General features: G+C 47.2%; 19 protein-coding genes. 14 read left to right on the top strand and 5 right to left on the bottom strand.

The window, feature by feature from the left end:
- Positions 1 to 86 precede the first annotated feature (86 nt).
- From I5M27_RS14140 to I5M27_RS14150, 3 genes are all read left to right on the top strand, one after another.
- A complete protein-coding gene (locus I5M27_RS14140) occupies positions 87 to 1,127 on the top strand; it encodes a sensor histidine kinase (protein ID WP_200506966.1) in 1,041 nt (346 codons plus the stop codon).
- A 4-nt stretch (positions 1,128 to 1,131) separates the two neighbouring features.
- Entirely contained in the window at positions 1,132 to 1,872 is a 741-nt protein-coding gene (locus I5M27_RS14145) for a LytR/AlgR family response regulator transcription factor (protein WP_200506967.1), read from the top strand.
- Positions 1,873 to 2,024: 152 nt separating this feature from the next.
- A complete protein-coding gene (locus I5M27_RS14150; protein WP_200506968.1) occupies positions 2,025 to 2,666 on the top strand; it encodes a hypothetical protein in 642 nt (213 codons plus the stop codon).
- Positions 2,667 to 3,500: 834 nt separating this feature from the next.
- Here the strand turns inward: I5M27_RS14150 and rho are convergent.
- Positions 3,501 to 5,444, bottom strand: a complete 1,944-nt coding sequence (rho, locus tag I5M27_RS14155; RefSeq protein WP_200506969.1) for a transcription termination factor Rho — start codon at positions 5,442 to 5,444, stop codon at positions 3,501 to 3,503.
- Positions 5,445 to 5,727: 283 nt separating this feature from the next.
- On the opposite strand from rho, the gene serS reads away from it, so the two are divergent.
- The 3 genes from serS (at position 5,728) to I5M27_RS14170 (ending at position 8,874) form a co-directional block, all read left to right on the top strand.
- Positions 5,728 to 7,002, top strand: coding sequence for a serine--tRNA ligase (serS, locus tag I5M27_RS14160; protein ID WP_200506970.1), 1,275 nt, complete (start codon positions 5,728 to 5,730; stop codon positions 7,000 to 7,002).
- A gap of 515 nt (positions 7,003 to 7,517) precedes the next feature.
- Complete coding sequence (locus I5M27_RS14165; protein WP_200506971.1) at positions 7,518 to 8,132, top strand: hypothetical protein; 615 nt, start codon at positions 7,518 to 7,520, stop codon at positions 8,130 to 8,132.
- Positions 8,133 to 8,250: 118 nt separating this feature from the next.
- On the top strand, positions 8,251 to 8,874 hold the full coding sequence (locus tag I5M27_RS14170) for a hypothetical protein (RefSeq protein WP_200506972.1): 624 nt from the start codon (positions 8,251 to 8,253) through the stop codon (positions 8,872 to 8,874).
- A gap of 27 nt (positions 8,875 to 8,901) precedes the next feature.
- Here the strand turns inward: I5M27_RS14170 and I5M27_RS14175 are convergent, their stop codons facing one another.
- The 4 genes from I5M27_RS14175 to polX all read right to left on the bottom strand — a co-directional run bounded on the left by I5M27_RS14175 (position 8,902) and on the right by polX (position 13,715).
- Positions 8,902 to 9,357 carry an OsmC family protein gene (locus tag I5M27_RS14175; RefSeq protein ID WP_200506973.1) on the bottom strand — a complete coding sequence of 152 codons (456 nt, stop codon included), beginning with the start codon at positions 9,355 to 9,357 and terminating at the stop codon, positions 8,902 to 8,904.
- 51 nt (positions 9,358 to 9,408) lie between these two features.
- On the bottom strand, positions 9,409 to 10,437 hold the full coding sequence (locus I5M27_RS14180; RefSeq protein WP_200506974.1) for a glycosyltransferase family 9 protein: 1,029 nt from the start codon (positions 10,435 to 10,437) through the stop codon (positions 9,409 to 9,411).
- Positions 10,438 to 10,735: 298 nt separating this feature from the next.
- A complete protein-coding gene (lhgO, locus tag I5M27_RS14185; protein ID WP_200506975.1) occupies positions 10,736 to 11,932 on the bottom strand; it encodes an L-2-hydroxyglutarate oxidase in 1,197 nt (398 codons plus the stop codon).
- 73 nt (positions 11,933 to 12,005) lie between these two features.
- Entirely contained in the window at positions 12,006 to 13,715 is a 1,710-nt protein-coding gene (gene polX / locus I5M27_RS14190; RefSeq protein ID WP_200506976.1) for a DNA polymerase/3'-5' exonuclease PolX, read from the bottom strand.
- Between the two features lie 341 nt (positions 13,716 to 14,056).
- Between polX and I5M27_RS14195 the strand changes: the two genes are divergently transcribed.
- The 8 genes from I5M27_RS14195 (at position 14,057) to I5M27_RS14230 (ending at position 22,252) form a co-directional block, all read left to right on the top strand.
- Positions 14,057 to 14,467, top strand: a complete 411-nt coding sequence (locus I5M27_RS14195) for a hypothetical protein (protein WP_200506977.1) — start codon at positions 14,057 to 14,059, stop codon at positions 14,465 to 14,467.
- Between the two features lie 107 nt (positions 14,468 to 14,574).
- Positions 14,575 to 14,979, top strand: coding sequence for an EVE domain-containing protein (locus I5M27_RS14200; RefSeq protein ID WP_200506978.1), 405 nt, complete (start codon positions 14,575 to 14,577; stop codon positions 14,977 to 14,979).
- 170 nt (positions 14,980 to 15,149) lie between these two features.
- Complete coding sequence (locus I5M27_RS14205; RefSeq protein WP_200506979.1) at positions 15,150 to 16,592, top strand: hypothetical protein; 1,443 nt, start codon at positions 15,150 to 15,152, stop codon at positions 16,590 to 16,592.
- Positions 16,593 to 16,816: 224 nt separating this feature from the next.
- Positions 16,817 to 18,313: a T9SS type A sorting domain-containing protein gene (locus I5M27_RS14210; RefSeq protein ID WP_200506980.1), complete on the top strand. Its 1,497-nt coding sequence runs from the start codon at positions 16,817 to 16,819 to the stop codon at positions 18,311 to 18,313.
- A gap of 175 nt (positions 18,314 to 18,488) precedes the next feature.
- A complete protein-coding gene (pyrR, locus tag I5M27_RS14215; RefSeq protein ID WP_200506981.1) occupies positions 18,489 to 19,040 on the top strand; it encodes a bifunctional pyr operon transcriptional regulator/uracil phosphoribosyltransferase PyrR in 552 nt (183 codons plus the stop codon).
- 9 nt (positions 19,041 to 19,049) lie between these two features.
- Positions 19,050 to 19,976 carry an aspartate carbamoyltransferase catalytic subunit gene (locus I5M27_RS14220; RefSeq protein ID WP_200506982.1) on the top strand — a complete coding sequence of 309 codons (927 nt, stop codon included), beginning with the start codon at positions 19,050 to 19,052 and terminating at the stop codon, positions 19,974 to 19,976.
- 307 nt (positions 19,977 to 20,283) lie between these two features.
- A complete protein-coding gene (locus tag I5M27_RS18610) occupies positions 20,284 to 21,687 on the top strand; it encodes a DNA/RNA non-specific endonuclease (protein WP_234462536.1) in 1,404 nt (467 codons plus the stop codon).
- Between the two features lie 190 nt (positions 21,688 to 21,877).
- Positions 21,878 to 22,252: a hypothetical protein gene (locus tag I5M27_RS14230; protein ID WP_200506983.1), complete on the top strand. Its 375-nt coding sequence runs from the start codon at positions 21,878 to 21,880 to the stop codon at positions 22,250 to 22,252.
- Positions 22,253 to 22,478 lie beyond the last annotated feature (226 nt).

Here is a 22,478-nt window from a genome sequence, read left to right on the forward strand (position 1 = left end):
AAGTATCTGGTAGCTGGACTTTTAATTCATCCAAAATCCCCCGATACCAGATACTAAATACCAACTAGCAGTTACCAAACCGAAACATGGCCAATTCTCCGTTAGAATCAGCAAAGTACCGCGCCATATTTTTTGGGGTGTGGCTGGTTATTGCGCTTTTGCAAACGGCTACGCTTACCTGGTTCGGGGTTTTGTTCGAATTAGCCCTGGGCGATGCCTTTATCAGTTCGGCTTTGCTGGCGGCGGCATGCTGGCTCATCAGTTCGAACCTGGAATATTACCGGCCGCAACAGGCGCGCTATTTTTACATCGGACTTTGGTGTTTGCTGTTGGCTGTTTTTTACGCCAGCACTTTATACTACCTCTTGCCAATGCTGCTGGAAACCGATGCTGCCTATGAAATTTTCCTGCTGAACTCCTTACCTGTACGCTTCAGCATTGGTCTTTTAATGATCGGCTGGATGGCCATGATAAGCATTTTGTGGTACAACCAGCAGGAACAGCAGGCCAGTTTAAAGCGTAAATCAGATACCGAAAAACTGGCGCGCGAAGCCGAATTGTACAAATTACGCCTGCAACTGCAACCGCACTTTCTCTTCAACAGTCTTAATTCCATAAATGCATTAATTGGTTTTCAGCCGCAGGAAGCCCGCAAAATGGTGCAGCAATTATCGGAATTCCTGCGCAGCACGCTCCGGAAAGACGATACGCAACCGGTACTTTTAGCCGAAGAACTGCAAACGCTGGAATTGTATTTAGAGATCGAAAAAATGCGTTTCGGCCACCGTTTGCAAACCGAAATTTTGGCCGATGAAACCAGCCGCACCATGAAATTACCGCCCATGCTGTTGCAGCCCTTAGTAGAAAACGCAATCAAATTCGGCCTTTACGATACTACCGGCCAGGTAACCATTTCGCTGCAAACAAAAGCCTTGGAAAACACTTTAGAGATCTCGATCCGAAACCCGTACGACCCGCAAACCGCCACCAAGCGCCAGGGCACCGGTTTCGGCTTAAACGGCGTGCAGCGGCGCCTTTATTTACTTTTCGCGCGTCACGATCTGCTGCAAACCCGCGCCGAAAATCATTTTTTTACTTCCACGCTCATAATTCCGCAAACCCTATAATTTTATGAAAGCCGTATTGATAGACGACGAACCACTGGCCCGCATGCTGGTAAAAGAATACCTCCAGAACTTCCCGCAAATAAACGTGGTGGAAGAATGCAACGACGGTTTTGAAGGCCTGAAAGCGATCTCCCAGCACCAGCCCGACCTGGTATTTCTGGACGTGCAGATGCCCAAAGTTACCGGCTTCGAAATGCTTGAATTACTCGAAGAACCGCCCGCCGTGATCTTCACTACCGCTTTCGACGAATACGCCATAAAAGCCTTCGATGCGCACGCCGTAGATTATTTGCTCAAGCCTTTTAGCCCGGAACGTTTTAACCAGGCCGTAGAAAAATTCCTGCAAAAAAACGCTACGCCCGAAAGCAAAAAAACTACCAAAGCACTGCTCGAAACGGTAGGAAAAACCGAGGAAAAACTCGACCGCGTAGTGGTGAAAACCGGAACCAAGATCCGCATCATTCCGGAATCTGAAATTTTGTTTTTAGAAGCAGAAGGCGACTATATCAACATTCATACGCCCGAAGGCCGCTTTCTGAAAACCAAAACCATGCAATATTTTGAAGATGCGCTGGACCCGAAGAAATTTGTTCGGATTCACCGTTCCTACATCATTCAGCTGGCGCAGATCACTAAAATTGAGCCTTACGAAAAGGATACACACACGGTAGTTCTAAAAAACGGCGCGCGGTTACCCGTAAGCCGAAATGGCTACGCCAAACTAAAGCAGGTGCTCGATTTCTAAACCCGGAAATGCTGAAAAAACGGTAGGGTCTTAAGCGCAAAAAGTCAGTCTGCCTAAAAAGGCCTGGTTATTTTTATATCGGTTTCCGGCCGGCAAGCAACTAATAACGCAAATATGCGGGCTTCGTAAACGAGGTAAAAAACCACACGGCTATGAAAAAAATATTGGTTTACTGCGCAGTAGCTGCCTTTTCTTTTTCCTGTTCCGAAAACAAACGGCTCGAAATGAAGGACACCACCAGAACCGATAAAAATGGGAATACTACTTCTGAAAAAACAACCAATATAACTACCGGTTCTGCCCCAAAAACTGCCGAAAATACAGCCTCCCGGATCAGCTTTACCAATATGCGTACCCACATTTTTTCCGATCCAGCCAAACCCGATACCTTCAGGATCGTGATGCAGGGTTCAGATATTTTAAATGGGAAAGCACATTTCACCATTACCACGGCCCAGGGAAAAGTAATTCACAACGAAATAATTCCTGCCCCTGACCTGGAAGCTTCCATGGTCTACGAATTGGAAACCCCGACTGCCACTAAAAAACAGCGGGAAGATTTCATCAAAAACCGTTTCAGTCAATTTTTCCACGAAGAACAATTCACTACCCCGGCTATCGCCCCCAACGATGTTTACGACCCAACTTTTGGCGACGAAACCGCCTGGAACGCTATAAAAAAAGACCCCAAAAGTATCAGCTTCAGTTATTTGCTCGGCAAAGAAAACGGCAAACGAATAGCCTATTCCAAACTCAAAAAGAAAGTAATGCTGGTAGGCAATTTTGGCGGCTGAATTAGGATCAGGATTTGCAGAATTAAAGGATTTACAGGACAATTGTTTGAAAGTTGATTCTTTTGATTTTTATGATTGCTGTGACAATGTAGAAACAGGGCTTGACCTGTCCGCATGGTATCGGATCAATTGTCTGAACACGATTTTAAGGATTTTTGGGATTGGCAGGATTTTAATATTTCGTGCTTTGTGATGTTCTCTTTGCAGTGTATATCTCTGTATTGAAGACCACCACCCCCAACCCCTCCTTGAAAAAAGGAGGGGAGCTTTTTACTTCCGACTTTCTTTGAGTTTTTGTACTTCAAAGCATAGCATTTCAGGCCCTTTGGTTGAGGAATAGCTTCTGAAATTAAAGCTGGCGACTAACAGCTCCCCTCCTTTTCAAGGAGGGGTTGGGGGTGGTTGTTTCAAGCATATCGCCAGCGCAGTGTCGCGCGAAAATCACGTTATCCAGAAAACTAAATTAAAAGAAAGCTTACTACGAAGGGAACTGACACCAGTTTCTGCGTGCGCGGCCTCCTATTCATACGGTGCCTTTAGGCAGGCCGCAAGGCCAGTTTGAATAGAAGACGCGAACGCAGAAACGAAGCCGCCCGGCTGGAGGGAGAATGTTTAATTAGGAATGGAGAATTACGAGTTAGGATCTGAAGCTCGCTATGAAAACGGTATCCTTTTAAGAATCAAAAGTCAATGGCTTACTTTCTTATTAACCTGAATAGATCCTCCTCTCGTCGGGATGACAAAAAAAACGGTATCAAATTCCACTAAAAAAGTCCTGCCTCCATTACAGAAGCAGGACTTTTTATTAAAAATCGACCAATCGAAAATTCGAACCTACGAATTCATCGAGATCAAAAACTCATCATTATCCTTCGTACCCTTCATGCGGTCTTTCAGGAATTCCATGGCTTCCACGGCATTCATATCAGACATGAATTTGCGCAGGATCCAGATACGGTTCAGTTCATCTTTATCCATTAACAGATCTTCCCGACGCGTACCCGAAGCCGGAACATCGATAGCCGGGTAAATACGACGATTCGCCAGTTTACGATCCAGCTGAAGCTCCATATTACCGGTTCCTTTAAATTCTTCGAAGATCACTTCGTCCATTTTAGAACCGGTTTCGATCAGCGCGGTAGCAATAATGGTTAAAGAACCGCCATTTTCCACGTTACGGGCCGCGCCAAAGAAACGCTTCGGTTTGTGCAGTGCGTTGGCATCTACCCCACCCGATAAAATTTTACCAGACGAAGGAACAACCGTATTGTAAGCTCTGGCTAAACGCGTAATAGAATCCAATAAAATCACCACGTCGTGGCCACATTCTACCATGCGCTTGGCTTTATCCAGCACAATGCTCGAAATTTTCACGTGGCGCTCTGCCGTTTCATCAAACGTAGAAGCAATCACTTCGGCTTTTACGCTACGGGCCATATCGGTAACTTCTTCAGGACGCTCATCAATGAGTAAGATCATCAAATAAACTTCCGGGTGGTTTTCGGCAATGGCGTTGGCAATTTCTTTCAATAATACCGTTTTACCGGTTTTTGGCTGCGCCACGATCATCCCCCGCTGGCCTTTACCAATTGGCGCGAACAGATCCATGATACGGGTAGAGTACAAGCCAGACTTAGTGGTCAGGTTTAAACGTTCTTCCGGGAAAAGCGGCGTTAAGTGCTGAAACGGAATGCGGTCGCGGATCTCTTCGGTAGTACGGCCGTTCACCGAGTCAACTTTCAATAAAGCGAAGTATTTTTCCCCTTCTTTTGGTGCGCGCACGGTACCTTTCACGGTATCGCCGGTTTTCAGACCGAACAGTTTTATCTGCGAAGGCGAAACGTAAATATCATCCGGCGAAGCCAGGTAATTATAGTAAGTAGAACGCAGGAAGCCGTAACCGTCCTGCATGAGTTCCAGCACGCCTTCGTTGGCAATTACGCCGTCGAATTCGCGGAAATTATTGTTGTTAAAACCTGAAGTTTGCTGGTTGCTTTGTTGCGGCTGACGCTGCTCACGGTTTTGTTGTTTCTGCCCGAACTGCTGGCGCTGATCACCGCGGGGTTGCTGATTTTCGTCGCGAGGTTGCTGGTTTTCGCGGTTTTGATTTTCCCGGGACTGGTTCGGCTGGTTTTCGCGCTGCTCCTGGGGCTGAATATTTTCGCGTTGTTCGCGGGGCTGGTTTTGTTGGGGTTGTTCTTTTGGCTCGCGTTGTTCCTGAACAGGTTGGGCAGGTGTTTCGCGGGCTTCGGTTGGTTGTTCCTGGCGGGAAGATTGGGGCTGGCGCGGTTCACGCATTTCGCGGGGCTGGCCTTCGGTGCGCGTTTGGTCAGCTTTGTTGCGTTGGTTTCGCGGCTGAAAAGGTCTTATCGGGCGGCCATTGCTATCCAGGCGTTCACCGGTAGCAGTACTTTCGCCGGCCGGGGTTTCCGGTTGCTGGCGTGGGGCATTTTCAGTAGTTCTTTCGGTATTTCTTTCCGGTGCAATTTCAGCTTCTGCCTCGTTAAAATCGCGGGTATTGGCATCGCGGCGCATTTCCGGCTCTGGTCTTTCTGCAACCACGGCTACGGTTTCGGCTACGGCCGGAGCGGCAGCAGCTACGGCCGCGCGGGCCGCTTTTTTCGGCAATTTATCGGCTGGCAAAGTGGCCTGCTGATCCAGGATCTTATAAATTAAATCTTGTTTGCTGAGTTTTTTGAAATTGGTAACACCAAGCCTTTCAGCTATTTCTTTAAGCTCTGAAAGCAGCTTGTCTTTCAATTCTTCAATATTGTACATAGAAAGAATAAGGTAGTTGAACTGTTCTCCGAAAAACCAATGGACAGAGCCGGTCGGCAGGCAGGTTTCAGGAAAAAATGCGTTTGAATATTATACTGTTGAATGCGCCCCGGAAAAACGGGCATTTTGAATTTGTACCGCAATGTTAATTTAAAGCAGACGAATTACCAAAGCATTAGCGAGGTTTTTCGTAAAAATGTTTCAATTTGCCGGAAAAGATTTTCAAAATAACGTTTGCTGTACAAAATATTATATTTTTGTGGACTAAAATTTACCTGAAACCATGCTGCAACTCTCCGTTTTAAAAGAGCAGACCGCCCTGGCCATTGCCGGACTTACCAAGAGAAATTATAAAAATGCGGAAGCCGAAATTGCTGCTATTTTAGAGATAGACCAGCGCCGCCGTAAGATCCAGATCGAGCACGACGATATTCTGGCCCGCTCTAATTCCCTGGCCAAAGAGATCGGTAACCTCATGAAAAGCGGCCAGAAAGAAGAAGCCGAAAAACTGAAAGCCGAAACCGCTGACCTGAAAGCAAAATCGAAAACACTGAGCGAAGAGCTAACGCAGATCGAAACCGAATTGCACGAAGCGCTGGTAAAACTACCAAACATTCCGCACGAAAGCGTACCGCCCGGCCGCACTGCCGAAGACAACGAAAATATCTACCAGCACGGCGAAATTCCAACGTTGCACGAAGGCGCGTTGCCGCACTGGGAGCTGATCAAAAAATACGACATCATCGATTTTGAGCTGGGTAATAAAATTACCGGCGCCGGTTTTCCGGTTTATAAAAAACAAGGCGCCCGTTTGCAGCGCGCCTTGATCAATTTCTTTTTAGACGAAGCCCTGAAAGCCGGTTATACCGAAATTCAGCCACCTATTTTAGTAAACGAAGCCTCCGGATTCGGTACCGGACAGCTGCCCGACAAAGAAGGCCAGATGTACCATGCCACCGAAGACAATTATTACTTAATTCCAACTGCCGAAGTTCCGATCACCAATTTGTACCGCGACGAAATTATTCCGCGCGAAAAACTACCGATCAAAAACGCCGGTCACACGCCCTGCTTCCGCCGCGAAGCTGGTTCGTGGGGTGCCGACGTACGCGGCCTGAACCGTTTGCACCAGTTCGATAAAGTGGAAATTGTGCAGATCCAGGAGCCGGAAAAAAGCTACGAAACGCTGGAAGAAATGAGTCAGCACATTCAGAATCTGCTGCAGAAACTCGAGTTACCGTACCGCGTGCTCCGTTTGTGCGGAGGCGATATGGGCTTCACTTCGGCCTTAACCTACGATATGGAAGTTTACTCGGCCGCACAAGGCCGCTGGCTGGAAGTAAGCTCCTGCTCCAACTTTGAAACTTACCAGGCCAACCGCTTAAAACTGCGCTACAAAGGCGAAAACGGCAAAACCCAGTTACTGCACACCTTAAACGGCAGCGCCTTGGCTTTACCAAGAATTGTAGCCGCCATCCTGGAAAACAACCAAACCCCCGAAGGCATAAAAATGCCGAAGATCCTGCACAGCTACTTAGGTTTCGAAGAGATTAAGTAAGCCCCTATTCAACTACATTTTTCAGAGCCGGAAGCCAGTTTCCGGCTCTTTTTTTTTGCCATTCATTAAACAAAAAACGAAAGTCAACTTCCAAAAACCCATAAACCCTTCCACTCCATTTCACCAATATTCTCACGCCTATCGCCAGCGCAGCGTATCCTAAAAATCACGCTATCTGAGAGAGTAGACTAAAAAGAAGCCAGCTACGAAGGGAAACTGATACCAGTTTCTGTGTGAGCGGCCTCCAAGACTTCCGGTGCCGACGCAGGAGGCAGCCCGGTAGGACAGGAAGGGTTGCAGCCGCGAACGCAGAAACGAAGCCGCCCGGCTCGAGGGAGAAAGTTGCCTATGAAAGTTGAAATTCTGAGTTAAGGAATAATGCTCATTTGAAAAAGAAAAGCAAAAGTCTTCCTCCGAATTAGTTATTTAGGTGGGGTAAAACGGTATCCTTTCAGGCGTAAAAACTCATCCCTTTCAATACCGTATCTCTTTTAGCCTAAAAAGTAAAGCCGGATATGGAAATAAAAAAGTTCTTCAACAAACTAAAACACGAAGCCCAGGCCCTTACCGGTCAGGAAAGCAAAGACCGGTTTTTCTGCGCCGAAGCCATTTTCCCGGATGCCGCTGCTGCCCAGACAACATTTCCCGAAGCCCGGAAACGGCTTTTCGACATCAACAACTGGCACGACAATACGCCCGTAACCACCCCTTTTGAACTCTACGATTCCGCCGGCCGGAAAACCACTGCTGAACCGCAAAAAGGAAACTTTATAAAGATCACCTTGCCCGGCATTCCGGTAGAGAACTGGGTAGAGATTACCGACCTGCAGGATCAGCCTGACCAAGCTGCTTTCACGGTTCACCCTTGCCCCAATCCTTTCAATAACGAAAAAGAAACGCAGCATTTTTTTGTACAGGAAACCAGCAGTGTTTTTAAAGTGGTGCGCCAGGGAAATAAAATAATTGCTTCGGAAACCGGCCGCAACGAGTACATCAATAACCAGGAAGAAGCCGGAAACCGCGCCGCGCTGAACACCGTGATCGCAGAAGGCGGCTGGGCCGTTTTTCAGAAAATACTCTGGCAGAACCTGGCCGATTATTGGTGTTGCAAAGATGAAATGCCTTCCTGAACTTCGGAGATAAAGCTGCTTAAATATCGGGTATAAAACCAATGCCAGGTGGAAGAAAAGCCAACTCCTGACGGCAGAAACCGTATCCATTCAAGCACAAAAACTACCACCGAAAGCTATGGAATTCCAGGATATTATTGAAAAGGCAAAACACGAGCTGAAAGCGCTGCAGGGCGAAACCGGAAAAAATAAAACCTTCCAGGCCGAACAACGATTTTTCAGTTCCGAAACTGCCCAGAACCAGTTTGCCGGGGCCATAAAACGCCTGCTCAACATAAACAAATGGTCCGAAGAATCGGGCATCCGGGCCACGTTTCAACTTTACGACAACACCGGCCTGGAAAAAAAAGCCGATAAACCCGAGATCGGCGATTATTTTAAAGTGCTCTTGCCCGGCGTGCCGCTCGAAAACTGGATGAAAATTACTGACATTACCACCAGCATTCATCTGGCCGAATTCACCGCCCACCCCTGCGCCAATCCGCAGGAAAATCACTCCGAGATCACGTCCCACTTTTTTGTAAAAGAAACCAGCAGCACTTTCCAGGTTAAAGTAGACGGCACGCGCATTAAAGCCTGCCAGATCGGCCTGAATGAAAAAATAAACAACCACGAACAGGCCGGCAACCGCGCCCTTGCCAACACCTTAATTGCCGAAGCCGGCTGGAATGGCATGCAGTTCATTCAGTGGGAAAACCTGGCGGCTTACTGGTGCGGCGCAAAAGACAAAAAAAACCACTAAAAACGGTAGGCTTACAAGCTAAAAAACTCAGGGATACTCCGGCAAGGCCAAAGCAAGGGTAGTAGAAATCTTAAACGCCGGCGAAAGGCTTTTGTGGACCGGGCATTTCTGCGCAATCACGGTTAAGCGCTCCAGTTGTTCCGGGCTTAAATTGCCTTGCACCAATAGCTGCATTTTGATGTTGGGCATTAACTGGTTTTCGCTTTCCGCTTCCCCTTCGAACTGCAATTTTACGTCAATTTGGGTTAACGGCCAGGCTTTGTGATCGGCGTACATGCGCAATGTAATAGCAGCGCAGGAACCCAGCGCACTTAAGATCATGTGCTGCGGTTGCGGGCCGGCATTGGCGCCACCCATATCTTCAGGTTCATCTACCACAAAACTGTGTTTCCCGACCCGTATTTTGGTCAGGAATCTGGGTTCGGAAAGGCTGGCACTTACCTGGTTGGGTAAAAGGATGCGGGTATCGGCGAGAGTTCTCAAGAGTAAAACGGTATGGTTTAGCCCTTAAAAACTCTAAAAGAAGCAAAAAGGTTAAGCCGGAAGTGTAAAATTAAAGCTTTGCTCGCGCATGCACTTGAAATGCCCCCGCGGACATTTGCTGTACCCGATCTTAGAACAAGGCCGGCAATCCAGTCCGCGTACTTCAAAAACCCCGAAATCGGTTTTGTACGGGTACATGCCAAATTCCGGTACAGTGTTGCCCCAGATGCTGTAAATTTTCTTCTGAAAAGCCGCCCCAATATGCATTAATCCGGTATCGTGGGTAAAAAGCGCTTTGCATTGTTTTACCAGCGAAGCCGATTGGTTCAGATTGTATTTTCCGCAAGAGTTGAAAATGGTTGTTCGTTGTTGGTTGTTGGTTGTTGGGTTTTCGTTGTTCGTTTTTCGTTGTTCGTTGTTCGGATTTTGGTTTTTGAAATGCTTCGCAATTAATTCGCCTGTTTCGAAATCTTCTTTGCCACCAAGCAGCATGATGGGCGCATTTATTTTTTCGCAGAGCTCGATGAGTTTTTCTACGGGCAAACGTTTGGTGTAATGCTGCGCGCCGATGGCCATGCCGTAATAGCCGTTCTGATGGGTTTCCGGCAAACTGCTCATTTGCACTTCATCTTTTTCCGGAATAAAATAATCCAGACCTTCGCCATCGTTGCTGATGCCTAATTTTTTAGCCGCGGCCAGATACCGTTCTACAATGTGCACGTCGGGCATGGCATTGTACTTCAGATTAACCAAAAGCCACTTCCGGAAATTGAGTTTATCGAACGTGCCATTTGGCCGTGCCAAACGCGTTTTGATGAGGCGGGTGCGCAGGTTATTGTGCAGATCCACTACGAAATCGAATTTCTCTTTATTCAGCTCCGCGATCAGGTCGTTCAGGCTTTCGCCGAGGTAATGCGCTTTATCTACGTATGGATTGTACTCAATAATGCTCCGGAAACTTTGCTTCGTGCAGTAATGGATTTCAGCATTGTCCAACTGCCGCTTCAACGCCCGGATTACCGGCGTGGTTAAAACGATATCGCCAATGGAAGAAAAACGGAGAATGAGGATTTTTTGCAAGGTGGTTTTGGGCGGTATGTTTCTGCAAATTTACACTTTAAAATCAGCTTTAAAACGAAGCTATTAACCAGCTGACGGCCCCAAAAAGGCGCAAGTCTTCGTGTAGCAAGATTTATGAGTTATAGACAATAGCCAACCCACATACTTGCACTTCCCTGAAATTGCCCGGCCCCGGAAGTCTGGAGGCTTCCGAAATGTAAAAAGGCATAAGTGACGCCTTCGGCTGAACACACGCGCCAGAGAATTAACACTTATGCCAGATAAGCCTAACAAGGCTTTGCATGAATTATCAGGCTTTTTAACGCTTAAACACCATTTCTGAAATAGTTTTCCCGATAGCCAGCGAACTGGTAGCCGCCGGCGATGGCGCATTGCAAACGTTTATAATAAACTCATCTTCCAGGATCAGAAAATCGTCGATAAGGCCACCGCTACGGTCGCAGGCCTGGGCTCTAACGCCGGCGCCGGAAGGAACCAGGTCATCTTCCTGAATTTCGGGTACCAGCTTTTGCAGGGCTTTGGTAAAAGCCGCTTTGGAAAAAGAACGATAATATTCGCCTAAACCGGTTTTCCAGTATTTCAAAGCAACTTTCCGGAAGCCCGGCCAGGTAACCGATTCCATAAATTCATCAAATTGAAAATCAGTCCGTTTATAGCCCTCACGTTTGAACGCAAATACAGCATTTGGCCCAGCTTCTACGCCACCGCCAATCATGCGGGTATAATGCACGCCCAGAAACGGGAAATTCGGATCCGGCACCGGGTAGATCAGGTTCCTAACCAAGTTTTGTTTTTCTTTCCGGATCTCGTAGTATTCACCGCGGAACGGAATGATCCGAACGTCGATATCTTTGTGATTGATGGCGGCAATTTTATCGGAAAATAAACCGGCGCAATTTACGATCAGTTTAGCCTCGTAGGTTTTATGTTCCGTAATAATTTCCGAGCCCTGCCCAGATTTATTCCGGATATCAATTACTTTTTCGCCTAAGAAAATTTCGCCGCCAGCCTGTTGGAATAACTCAGCATATTTAGCCGAAACAGCTTTATAATCGATGATACCGGTTTGGGGCACGAAAATTCCTTCAATGCCGGAGCAATGCGGCTCGTATTCGGTAATTTCCTGGCGGTCTATTTTTTTCAGTCCTTCCAGGCCGTTTTCAATTCCCCGCTTATATACATTTTCCAGCGCCGGCAATTCACTTTTATCGGTGGCAACAATTATCTTACCGCAAAGGTCGTAAGCAATGCCGTGTTTATCGGCAAACTCAATTAACTGCTGGTAACCCGTAATGCAATTGGTAGCTTTTAAACTGCCGGGCTTGTAATAAATGCCCGAATGAATTACGCCGCTGTTATTACCGGTCTGGTGTTTAGCAATGGCGTTTTCTTTTTCCAGTAAAGCTATTTTCAGTTCTGGCTTTTGTTCTTTTAAACGCAAAGCCGTAGCCAAACCCACTATACCCCCGCCAATAATTAAAATATCGTATTGCATTGTTGCGAAAAACTCAGTTCAAGGCTCAAAATTATGCAATTATACCGGAATTGTTTTCTGAAATTTTACCACCTCATAAAATCCCCTTCTCCTTCTTCCTTTCCACAAAATACGCTTCCACTTCTTCCCTACTCTTCGCATTAAAAGTCATTTCGGCAGATAAGCCTCCTTTGCGGCCCATGAGTACGCCGTAGCGCATATCGGCGTAGCCGGTGGTGCTGTGGGCATCGGGGTTGATGCTGAGCATTACGCCTTTTTCCAGGGCATAACTTACCCAGCGCCAATCCAGATCGAGGCGCCAGGGGTTGGCGTTTATTTCGATGATCACGCCGTTTTCGGCGCAGGCATCGATTACGGCCTGGTGGTCTATCGGGTAACCTTCGCGGCGCAAAAGCAGGCGACCGGTGGGGTGGCCAAGCATGGTGGTGTAGGGGTTTTGAATGGCCGTGATTAACCGTTGCGTGGCTTTTTCGCAGGTCATGTTCAGGGTGCTGTGCACGGAAGCTACCACAAAATCGAAGGTTTTTAGGATATCTTCTTCGTAATCTAAAGAACCGTCGTTCAGAATGTCGGATTCAATGCCTTTGAAAATTTTGAACGGGGAGAGTTGTTCGTTTAGCTTGTCGATCTCTTTTTGTTGTTGCACCACGCGGCCTTCCTGCAAACCGTTGGCGTAAAAAGCCGATTTGGAATGGTCGCACATGCCTAAATACTGGTAGCCTTGTTCTTTACAGAAAACCGCCATTTGTTCCAGCGTATTTGCGCCGTCGGAATAGGTGCTGTGGTTGTGCAGAATGCCTTTCAGATCGGTGTCTTCCAGTAGTTTCGGCAGTTTGTTTTCTGCGGCCAGCTCTAGTTCACCGAGGCCTTCGCGGAGCTCGGGGTAGATAAATTGCAGGCCGGCTTTTTCGTACACTTCAGCTTCCGATTTGAACGTGACTTTTTTGAGCAAATTGTATAGCGTTTCGGAACCGTTGTAAGGCAAACTCAGGTGCATATCAGCAGCAGAATTTTTAAAAACTTCGTTCACAAAATCCGCTTCCGACACCAGTTTCATTTCGACTTTTAAACCAGTTTCGGCTACTGTTCCGCGCCAGGCAAACGGGCCGGAAAGCTTTTCATCCTGTTGCAAAGCGGAAATTTCGTTTATCTTTTCCTGGGTGCGTACCGGGTTTTCCGTCGCGATTACCAGTTGTAGCAAATTAATGATTTCGAGCTTGCGGCGGAATTCGCCGGTAATTTCAACGTTGTCGGTTTGCAGAGTTTCCTGCAAGATTTTCTTCAGGTCTTCGGCGGGAATTTCGGCTTCGGCCCAGAGCAGTTTGCCTTTGCTTTCCTGCGAATACAGCAGTGCATTCTTCAGGGTTTCCTGGGTTTTGGCGCCAAAGCCTTTCAGCTTCGCGATCTGATCGTTTTCGCAGGCCTGCAGCAGATCAGCCGTATTCTCAATGCCCAGTTCTTTCCAGATAGCGCGGATCTTTTTCGGCCCGAAACCTTTTATATTGAGCATTTCCACCACGCCGGCCGGCGTAACTTCGAGCAACTTATTCAGGTCTGAGAAGCTGCCGGTTTGGTTTAATTCTACAATTTTGGCCGCAATGCTTTTCCCCACGCCTTCGTAGCTTTCCAGTTCTTTTTCGGTCATGCCAGCCATGGGCGCATCCACTCTTTCCAGTGCGGCCACGGCATTCTGGTAACCTCTTATTTTAAAGGCATTCTCGTCGTGCAGCTCCATTAAGCTGGCCATCAGTTTAAAAGCGCGGCGTATATTTTTATTATCCATCTTGTTTAGTGATTAGTGAATAGTGATTAATGATTAGTAATGGGGCATTAAACACTATTATATTCATAGCCATCTGCTTTCGCTGACGGGTAACCCGGCAAAGAAATTCATGAGCCCTAAGAAAGTAAAATTAGGCAAAGCTGCCGGAAACCGAAACGAAAAACAGTTTTTAGTTTTTCAACCCAAAACCATAGCGTTTTTAAAGGCCGCCAATCATATTAAAAGGATTAATCATCACCCATTAATCATTCTCCACTAACCATTAATCACTTTCCACTTACCTGATTTTTGTATATTGCCCGTAATTTCACCCTTATTTACGTATTCGAAAATTCAACCTGATGCCATTTAGATTCATTCCCGGCGCGCTGCTGCTTTGTTTAATGCTCTTAGCCGGAACCTGCAAGAAAAAAACGCCCAAAGAAACATTGAAGATCACCAACGCGCTGCTCGGCAAAACCTGGCTTCACTCCCACGAAGAAGACCGCGGCGATACGCTGGTTTACCGCCCCAACAGCTACGATTTCCCGCCTTCCCGCGGCCGCATCGGGTTTCAGCTGGAAGCCGACGGCAACCTGAAACAATACGACATTGCTCCGACCGATGGCCTGGAAGAAAAAGCGGGTAAATGGCAGATTCGCGACAAAAACCGCCTGGAGGTAACTTTCCCGAAACGCAATTCCATGGATTACGACGCAGAGATCATTTCTATTGATGCCGATAAACTTATCCTGAAACGTACTTTTAAATAATGATTGAATGAAAGAATGAGAGAATATTTTCTGAAAGCTCTAATCATTCTCTGATTCTCCCATTCAATCATTTTCCCAATCAATTATTCAACAATTCAATCACAAACATGAACTATTGGCTCGTAAAATCGGAACCGGAAACGTATGGCTGGGGCGACCTGGTGAAAGACGGAAAAACCGTTTGGGACGGCGTGCGCAATTACCAGGCCCGTAATTTTCTGGCCGAAATGAAGCGCGGCGACCTGGTTTTATTTTACCACAGTGTTTCGGAAAAAGCCGTTGTGGGTTTGGCCAAAGTAGAAAAAGAAGCCTTTCCGGACCCTACCGCCGACGATCCGCGCTGGCTTTCGGTAGAATTGGTGCCGCAACGCGATTTTAAAGACAAAGTAACCCTGAATCAGATAAAAACCGACCCGCGGCTGCAGAATATCGGCTTGCTGCGGCAGTCGCGCTTATCGGTAATGCCGCTTAAACCCGAAGAATTTGAAGTAATTCTGGGGCTGGGGAACTAACATTTTTGTAGAGGATCTGCTGCTGCGCTTGCCTGCGGAATATACTTCAGAAACGCTATACTTTCAGCCTGAAAAACTGCCGGAGCAACCTTAAAACAAACGGGCGGCTCCGGCGTTATTTTAGTACCGAACTTCCCCCGGCAGGTTCGCGTAGGAAAATCCTGGCGGCTATGAAAGCAATCTTATTCCTTTTCTGTTCTCAGTTATTTACGGTGTTTTGCACCTGGGCCCAACCCAGCCAGAACAGCCGCGCAGAATTGCCATACCGCAACGATTTCACCCAATACGAAATCTTTCCGCAACCCGATAGCACCCTTTTTCTCCTCACGCACGAAAACTATACCCGCCGCAACGCCGATCCTTTTCTTATTTTCAAATTTGACCACAACCTGACTTTGCTGTGGCAAAAACCATTGCACTTGCCGCGCAGCAGCAAATTTCTACAGGCTGCCTGCGAAGCGAGAACCCTTTTTCTGTTCTTCGATGGCGCTAAAAAAGACGAATATGTACTCCTGCGCGTGCATACCCGCACCGGTGAGCAAACCCAAACCAAACACCAGCTGCCGGAAAACATGACCTTTGCGCTTTCCGGGATGCAAGCCTTGCAGGGCAGCCTTTTCCTGACGGGTTTGCAGAACGACCGGCTTACCGTTTTGCACCTGAATCCCGACCGGGAAGAGCTCATGAAGCTGCCGGCCATTTACGATCAGTCTTCGGCCCTGGCTACTTTTTACGCCGATACGTTAACCGGCCGCATGGAATTTATTTTAACGGAATCGAACGGGTTGAAAGCGCGGCTGCAAACCAAAAGACTGGGCCCGGACGGGCGTTTATTTTCAACCAATTTCCTGCAAAGCCCCGAACACAATTACCTTTCCGGCCGATTAACGCCCGGCGACAGCACCCGGAAATTACTGGCCGGCACGTATAGCTTGCGCGATCTGCGTTACCCGCAGGGCTTTTTTACCGGACCGTTTTTAACCACCGGGAACCAGCATCTGAAGTATCACGATTTTACCACCTTCGCGCATTTCTTCGATCACCTGCGCCCTGGCCGCCAGGAAAGAGTGCGGCGTAAACTGGACCGTTTCCGGATCTCGCGTAAAACCTATTTACTGCGGCAGCGCTTTTTAATGCACGAAATGTACCCTTTGGAAAATGGTTTTATACTGGCCGGCGAACTTTACTACCCACAATACGAAGGCGAGGGTTCTACCAACCGGGTTTTCAGCGGGTACGCATTTTCGCAGGCCGTGGCGGCAGCTTTCGACAGCCAGGGAAATCTGCAATGGGAAAACAGCTTTCCGCTGGAAAATGTGCAGCAACTGGAACTGAAGCAAATTACGGCAGCCGGGGTGTTTGCAAACAAGATCGCTTTTTGCTACCCGGATGAAGAAATGATCCGCTACAAGGTTATTTCCGGCAACGAGAATTCTTCAAACGAATTAAGCACCCCCGTTAAGCTCATTTTCCCCAACGAGAAGATACTAAACACCGATCTGCGAGGCATCAAGCATTGGCACCGGCAACATTTCCTGGTTTTTGGAGAGCAGAAAATCCGTGGCAGCGACGGTGTTCGCACCGTTTTTTTCCTGAATAAATTATCGTTTTAAAATGCTATTCTTTTGGGGCTGAAAATCCTAGCGTTTTTTAGCATCAGTAGCGTAAGGTTTAAACCCTATGCTACAGAGAATTTTTTTTCCCTTCCTGACCCTAGCGTTTTTACGCCGCAGAAAATGTTTTTTGTTAAAAGAAGAAAACAAAAATAACACGCAACAGTTGCTTTCTTAACACAAACTTATATCTTTCGCAAGAATTTCACGCTCAAGCTTTTTATATGAAAAAAATGCTACCTGTTTTTGCCGTCATTTTTGCATTTATAATAAGCGTAACTACTGTTTCAGCGCAGAATTACCAGCCCTTCCGGAAAGGTTTGACCTACCACTACATTGCCCGGGATTCTATTTATTCCATGCGCATCGATTCGGCTAAAGTGGTGAACGGCGATTCAGTTTTTGTTTTTAATGCAATGGCCCGGAAAGGCGGCCCTTCGGTTTCCAATTGTCCGCCGCCGCCAATATTTCATCTGGAATATGCCGTTCATCCTAATAACCAGTTCGGGAGCCAAATGCGCAAAATGCCAAACGGCGACTATGTTTTCAAAACGCATCAAGGCGCCGAATTCCTGTTAAAAACCAAAGCGCCTATTGGCCAGGGTTGGACCGCTTTGGCTAATCCGGCCATAACCGCAACCCTAACTTCCCGCACATTTGAGCCGGTAAAAAATACGGTTTCCGATTCGGTTCTGACTTACACGTTGAGCAACGGTAAAACCATCAAGCTTTCTAAAAACTATGGTTTTCTGAAAGCGCCGAATCTGAGCCAATATTCCGATGCTTATTTCAAGCCGAGAGAGCTGGAATTTTATGCTATTCCGGAAAAAGGCTTGGGCCACACGATCAGCAGCCCGTTTGCGATTTTTGATTTTCAACCCGGCGATCAGTTCAGTTTATACTACAAGCATCTTACAGTTCATAATTCTGTTTGCCAGGAAGAATGGACTAAAAGAGAAGTAAAAACCCGAACTACCAATGGTGATACGATTTTATACTCCATTGAAGAACAACAATTAACGAAAGGCTATGGTACTCCAGGCGCACCAATGGGATGGTGTTCGGCTTCCAGAGCCTCTACTTTAACCCCGAAGTACACCTATGTTTTAAAAATATATCCTGATTTCCCCAATGCTCCCTATGCGCTTTCGCATGGCTTTGTTGCAGGCACAGATTTTATCCGGCAAGACAGCCGGGTTTCAAAGGGCATAATCAGAAAAACACAGTACAATTTTAGGGAGCAGATGCAATTTACAAATCTGGGTTTTGATACGTGCAGCAAAATCTTTTCACTGGGAGTAGATTATGCTATTCAAAATACCTATACGGTAGGCTTGGGTGAAACCCGGCGGGAAATTTTTTCGATGGGCGCCGTAGAAACCACGATTCTGGAATGCTACACCAAAGGCACCGAAACGTACGGCTCTTGCCGCAGTTTAGCTGATATCATGGCAACCACAGAAGATCTTCAGAAGCAACCAATGGTTCAGGTTTTCCCGAACCCGTTTACTGATGAACTGACTTTAACGTTTGGTGAAACTGCCGGCAAAACGCATTTGGTTTTATTGAACACGCTGGGGCAAAGAATGTGGCAGCAAGAAACAACAACTGCCGCGAATACTGAATTGAAACTACAACTTCCGGAATTGCCCAAAGGCATGTATATTCTGCAGGTTTCGCAAAACAGAAAAACTTTAATCACCAGATTAGTGAAACAATAATTGACTTTTTCTGTCTAAATTCCTAGCGTTTTTTAGCATCAGTAGCGTAAGGTTTAAACCCTATGCTACAGATGCTAAAGGCAGCAGTTTTTCCTTCCCAAACCCTACCCTTTTCCGGCGCAGAAAATATTTGGCGGCAAAAGGCAAAAACGTATCTTTGCGAAACCAAATTGCTATGCAGAAACGCCTGATTGTTCCCCATGCTTTGCTTCAGATCATGTTGCAGCGCCTTTGCCATCAGCTCATCGAAACGCATGGCGATTTCAGCAACACGGTTCTGATTGGTTTACAGCCGCGCGGCAAATTCCTGGCGCAACGGCTGCAAAAACAATTGCTGGAAATTACCGGCAAAAACATTCCCCTGGGCTTTCTGGATACTACGTTTTACCGCGACGATTTCCGCCGCCGCGAAAGTCCGCTGGCAGCCAATGCCACTTCCATCAATTTCATAATCGAAAATCAGAAGGTAGTTTTAATAGACGACGTGCTGTTTACGGGCCGTTCGGTGCGCGCTGCCCTGGATGCCATGATCGCGTTTGGCCGCCCGGCCGGCGTAGAATTACTCATTTTAATCGACCGCCTTTACCAGCGCGACCTGCCGATTGAAGCCAATTACGTGGGCCAACAGGTAAACTCGCTGGCCAGCCAGAAAGTACTGGTTGAGTGGCAAAACGAAAACACCGCCGAAGATAACATCTGGCTTATTTCCAAAACTGACGAAGTATAATTTACCGCAATGTCACAACTCAGCGTCCGCCATTTATTAGGAATTAAAGATATTACCGAAGCTGATATGCAGCTTATTTTTGAAACCGCGGACCATTTTAAGGAAGTGCTCAACCGGCCGATCAAGAAAGTACCCTCGTTGCGCGACATTACCATAGCCAACGTTTTCTTCGAAGATTCTACCCGCACACGACTTTCGTTTGAACTCGCAGAAAAACGCCTTTCTGCCGATGTGATCAACTTTTCGGCCAGCGGCAGCTCGGTTAAAAAAGGCGAAACGCTGCTCGATACGGTAAACAACATCCTGGCCATGAAAGTTGATATGATCGTGATGCGCCATTCGAGCGTGGGTGCGCCGCATTTTCTTTCGCGCCACATAAAAGCCAACATCGTAAACGCCGGCGACGGCACCCATGAACATCCCACTCAAGCCCTTTTAGACAGCTTTTCCATAAGAGAAAAATTAGGCGAAGTTGCCGGAAAGAAGATTGCGATCATCGGCGATATTCTGCATTCGCGGGTAGCTTTATCAAACATTTTTGCGCTGCAGAAATTAGGTGCCGAAGTAATGGTTTGCGGGCCGAGCACCTTGATTCCGCGCTACATTGGTGAACTGGGCGTGAGAGTAGAGCACAACGTACGCAAAGCCCTGGAATGGTGCGATGTAGCTAACGTATTGCGGATTCAGCTGGAGCGGCAGCAAGGCAAATTATTCCCGAGTTTGCGCGAATACACCCAATATTTCGGCATCGATAAAAAAATGCTCGACAGCCTGAACAAGGAAATTGTTTTGATGCATCCCGGCCCGATAAACCGCGGTGTGGAACTGAGTTCGGATGCGGCCGATTCTGCCCATTCTATTATTCTGGACCAGGTAGAGAACGGCGTGGCCGTGCGGATGGCGGTGCTTTATCTACTGGCTTCTTCCCGCGAATAATCGTTTAGTTTTTCCGGCTTTTCCCCTACCGTTTTTAGCTGCTGCCTGCTTTTTAACCGGCTTCCTTCAGGTATATTGCCAAAATTTTTCGTTTCCGAAAAAAGGATTAAACCTGTGTTTTAAAAGTAAAAACAAATACCAAATAACACAAGCAATCAGCTGATATTCAGGTTGTTAAATTAAATTCATTACTTTTTTATTATCTTTGCGCGCCGGGCCTTTTTAAAGCATTTTATTGCGAAAATGAAAACAGGCAGACCGCTTTAATTTACTTCGCCGGTTAAACCGGCGGTTTTATTTCTTATAGATGAGAAAGCAATTTTCAGTTTTTTATTTCCTGCTTTTGCTGGGCCTTGGGGTTACTTCCTGTAAAGAGGATAAAGTAGCGCCCAGTACCAACCCCACCGAAACGCCCCAACAAATACCGCTGGGTACGATCGTGGGCTTTCCGGAAGATTTTGAGGCCGCAACCAAATATGGATATACTGTTGATACGGTAATCCTTGGCAGCGGCAAGTGGATACTGGATGACGCGTTGATAGGAAACAGCACCGACGACCGAAAGAATGGTTACAAGTCGGCACGATTGCGCGGTACGGGCAAAATTACCATGAACTTTGCAGTTCCGAAGGGCGCAGCTACCGTTACGGTGCAACACGCCCGTTACGGCAACGACCCGGAAAGTGAATGGGAACTCTGGGTATCGCAGAACGGCGGTAGTTTTGTAAAGGCCGGCGAAACGGTGAAAGCCACGTCCAATGCGCTGCAGACGGCTACTTTTACGCTGAACCTGGCCGGAACGGTGAAGTTTGAGATCCGTAAAATTTCCGGCGGAACGGCACGCCTGAACATCGATGATTTTACTTTTAACGGCTATGGCCTGGCTGGTGACACGACCGGCACCTATACGGGACCAAAACCGGGTGGCAGCACCGATACGCCGCTTCCTACAGATAACCTGCACATAGGCATGGGAAACCCGAGCAACGCCACCAACAGCACTGCCAACTTCACCAATTACCTGATGCAGAAAAACGAATACGACCTCTCTTACCACCGCGACCGCGGCATTCCGAACTGGGTTAGCTGGCACCTGGACAGAACCTGGATCGGAAGCGTGCAACGTCAGGACGATTTCCGGGCTGATAATACGTTGCCGGCCGGTTGGTACCAGGTAAACCAAAGCAGCTACACTAGTTCCGGTTTCGACCGGGGGCACAACTGCCCTTCTGCTGACCGCACCAGCACTACAGCGGTTAATTCGGCAACTTTCCTGATGACAAACATGATTCCGCAAGCCCCGAACAACAACCAGAAAACCTGGGCCGACCTGGAAAACTATACCCGCTCGCTGGTTTATGGCGGCAACGAAATTTACCTGATCATGGGCAGCTACGGCGAAGGGGGCATCGGCTCGAAAGGCGGCCTGACCAAAACCATTAACAACGGAAAAGTAACTGTACCGAGCCAGGTCTGGAAAGTGCTGGTTATTCTGCCCGAAGGCAACGGCGACGCAAACCGGGTAGACAGCAACACCCGCATCATTGCCGTAAATACGCCCAACGTGAACAGCATCGGCCAAAACTGGGGCGCTTATCGTACTTCGGTAGATGCTATTGAAGCGGCAACGGGTTATAATCTGCTTTCTAACCTGCCGGCTTCGGTACAGTCGGTTATTGAGGCAAAAATTGATAACGGCCCAACAAACTAACCTGATCTTTTTAGAGTAAACCGAAGATAGATTACTTTGCTGATAAAAGCGCCTGTTCTGAAAAAGAGCAGGCGCTTTTTGTTTTACTTTTAAAGCTGAAAGTAAAGCATTTTTCCAGAAAGGGGCAGCCACTTTGTCTTTTGTTTTCGTATATAATAGTTACCGCTCTGTAATATAAAATGCTACAGCTATGAACGCAAACGAATATAAAACCAGAATTCAGCAACTGTTGGATGAAAATAAATTCACGGAAGCCGCTACCTTCATCTTCGATACCTACCAGGAAGAACACCCTACTGCTACCAGTATCCCCATTTACCGAGACAAGGTAATTTACAAGCTCCAGACCGAGTTTGCGGATGATACGCCCGAAAACAGGCAGCGCATCAAGTTACTGCTTTACGGTTTTACCACGATTATCGGGCATTCGGAAGGTGAAGCGGCGTTCAACATTATCTTGCTGCTGTTGCATTGCCTGCATAAAAACCAGGGGGAATCCATCAGCGAAGCCATAGAACTGATAAAGCTTGAAAAAGCCTCGAACAACCTCAATATTGCTTCGTGAGTTTTGAGCTTGGAAAAAGGAAAACACCTTAAAAGTCTGAAAACAAAGCTTTGCAGCCAATATAATCTTACCTCAGCCTGTGGCGCACAGACCGAATCACTCTCGTAAAAATTCAGCAGTTTTAAGCTAACACCAGCAAGGTTGGCGATGTGCCACAGGTCACGGTAGTTTACTACGGTCAGGTAATAGGCTTTAGAAATCGAAAAAACCTGGAAGTTTTCAGAAA

Source organism: Adhaeribacter terrigena (assembly GCF_016623615.1).
GTDB lineage: Bacteria > Bacteroidota > Bacteroidia > Cytophagales > Hymenobacteraceae > Adhaeribacter_A > Adhaeribacter_A terrigena.

Bases quoted from the DNA above. Each gene is read 5' to 3' on its own strand.
- I5M27_RS14140 (WP_200506966.1), top strand. From the start codon at position 87: ATGGCCAATTCTCCGTTAGAATCAGCAAAGTACCGCGCCATATTTTTT.
- serS (WP_200506970.1), top strand. From the start codon at position 5,728: ATGCTGCAACTCTCCGTTTTAAAAGAGCAGACCGCCCTGGCCATTGCC.
- I5M27_RS14205 (WP_200506979.1), top strand. From the start codon at position 15,150: ATGAAAGCAATCTTATTCCTTTTCTGTTCTCAGTTATTTACGGTGTTT.
- I5M27_RS14150 (WP_200506968.1), top strand. From the start codon at position 2,025: ATGAAAAAAATATTGGTTTACTGCGCAGTAGCTGCCTTTTCTTTTTCC.
- I5M27_RS14165 (WP_200506971.1), top strand. From the start codon at position 7,518: ATGGAAATAAAAAAGTTCTTCAACAAACTAAAACACGAAGCCCAGGCC.
- pyrR (WP_200506981.1), top strand. From the start codon at position 18,489: ATGCAGAAACGCCTGATTGTTCCCCATGCTTTGCTTCAGATCATGTTG.
- I5M27_RS14195 (WP_200506977.1), top strand. From the start codon at position 14,057: ATGCCATTTAGATTCATTCCCGGCGCGCTGCTGCTTTGTTTAATGCTC.
- polX (WP_200506976.1), bottom strand. From the start codon at position 13,715: ATGGATAATAAAAATATACGCCGCGCTTTTAAACTGATGGCCAGCTTA.
- I5M27_RS14200 (WP_200506978.1), top strand. From the start codon at position 14,575: ATGAACTATTGGCTCGTAAAATCGGAACCGGAAACGTATGGCTGGGGC.
- I5M27_RS18610 (WP_234462536.1), top strand. From the start codon at position 20,284: ATGAGAAAGCAATTTTCAGTTTTTTATTTCCTGCTTTTGCTGGGCCTT.
- I5M27_RS14220 (WP_200506982.1), top strand. From the start codon at position 19,050: ATGTCACAACTCAGCGTCCGCCATTTATTAGGAATTAAAGATATTACC.
- rho (WP_200506969.1), bottom strand. From the start codon at position 5,444: ATGTACAATATTGAAGAATTGAAAGACAAGCTGCTTTCAGAGCTTAAA.
- I5M27_RS14170 (WP_200506972.1), top strand. From the start codon at position 8,251: ATGGAATTCCAGGATATTATTGAAAAGGCAAAACACGAGCTGAAAGCG.
- I5M27_RS14210 (WP_200506980.1), top strand. From the start codon at position 16,817: ATGAAAAAAATGCTACCTGTTTTTGCCGTCATTTTTGCATTTATAATA.
- I5M27_RS14230 (WP_200506983.1), top strand. From the start codon at position 21,878: ATGAACGCAAACGAATATAAAACCAGAATTCAGCAACTGTTGGATGAA.
- I5M27_RS14145 (WP_200506967.1), top strand. From the start codon at position 1,132: ATGAAAGCCGTATTGATAGACGACGAACCACTGGCCCGCATGCTGGTA.
- lhgO (WP_200506975.1), bottom strand. From the start codon at position 11,932: ATGCAATACGATATTTTAATTATTGGCGGGGGTATAGTGGGTTTGGCT.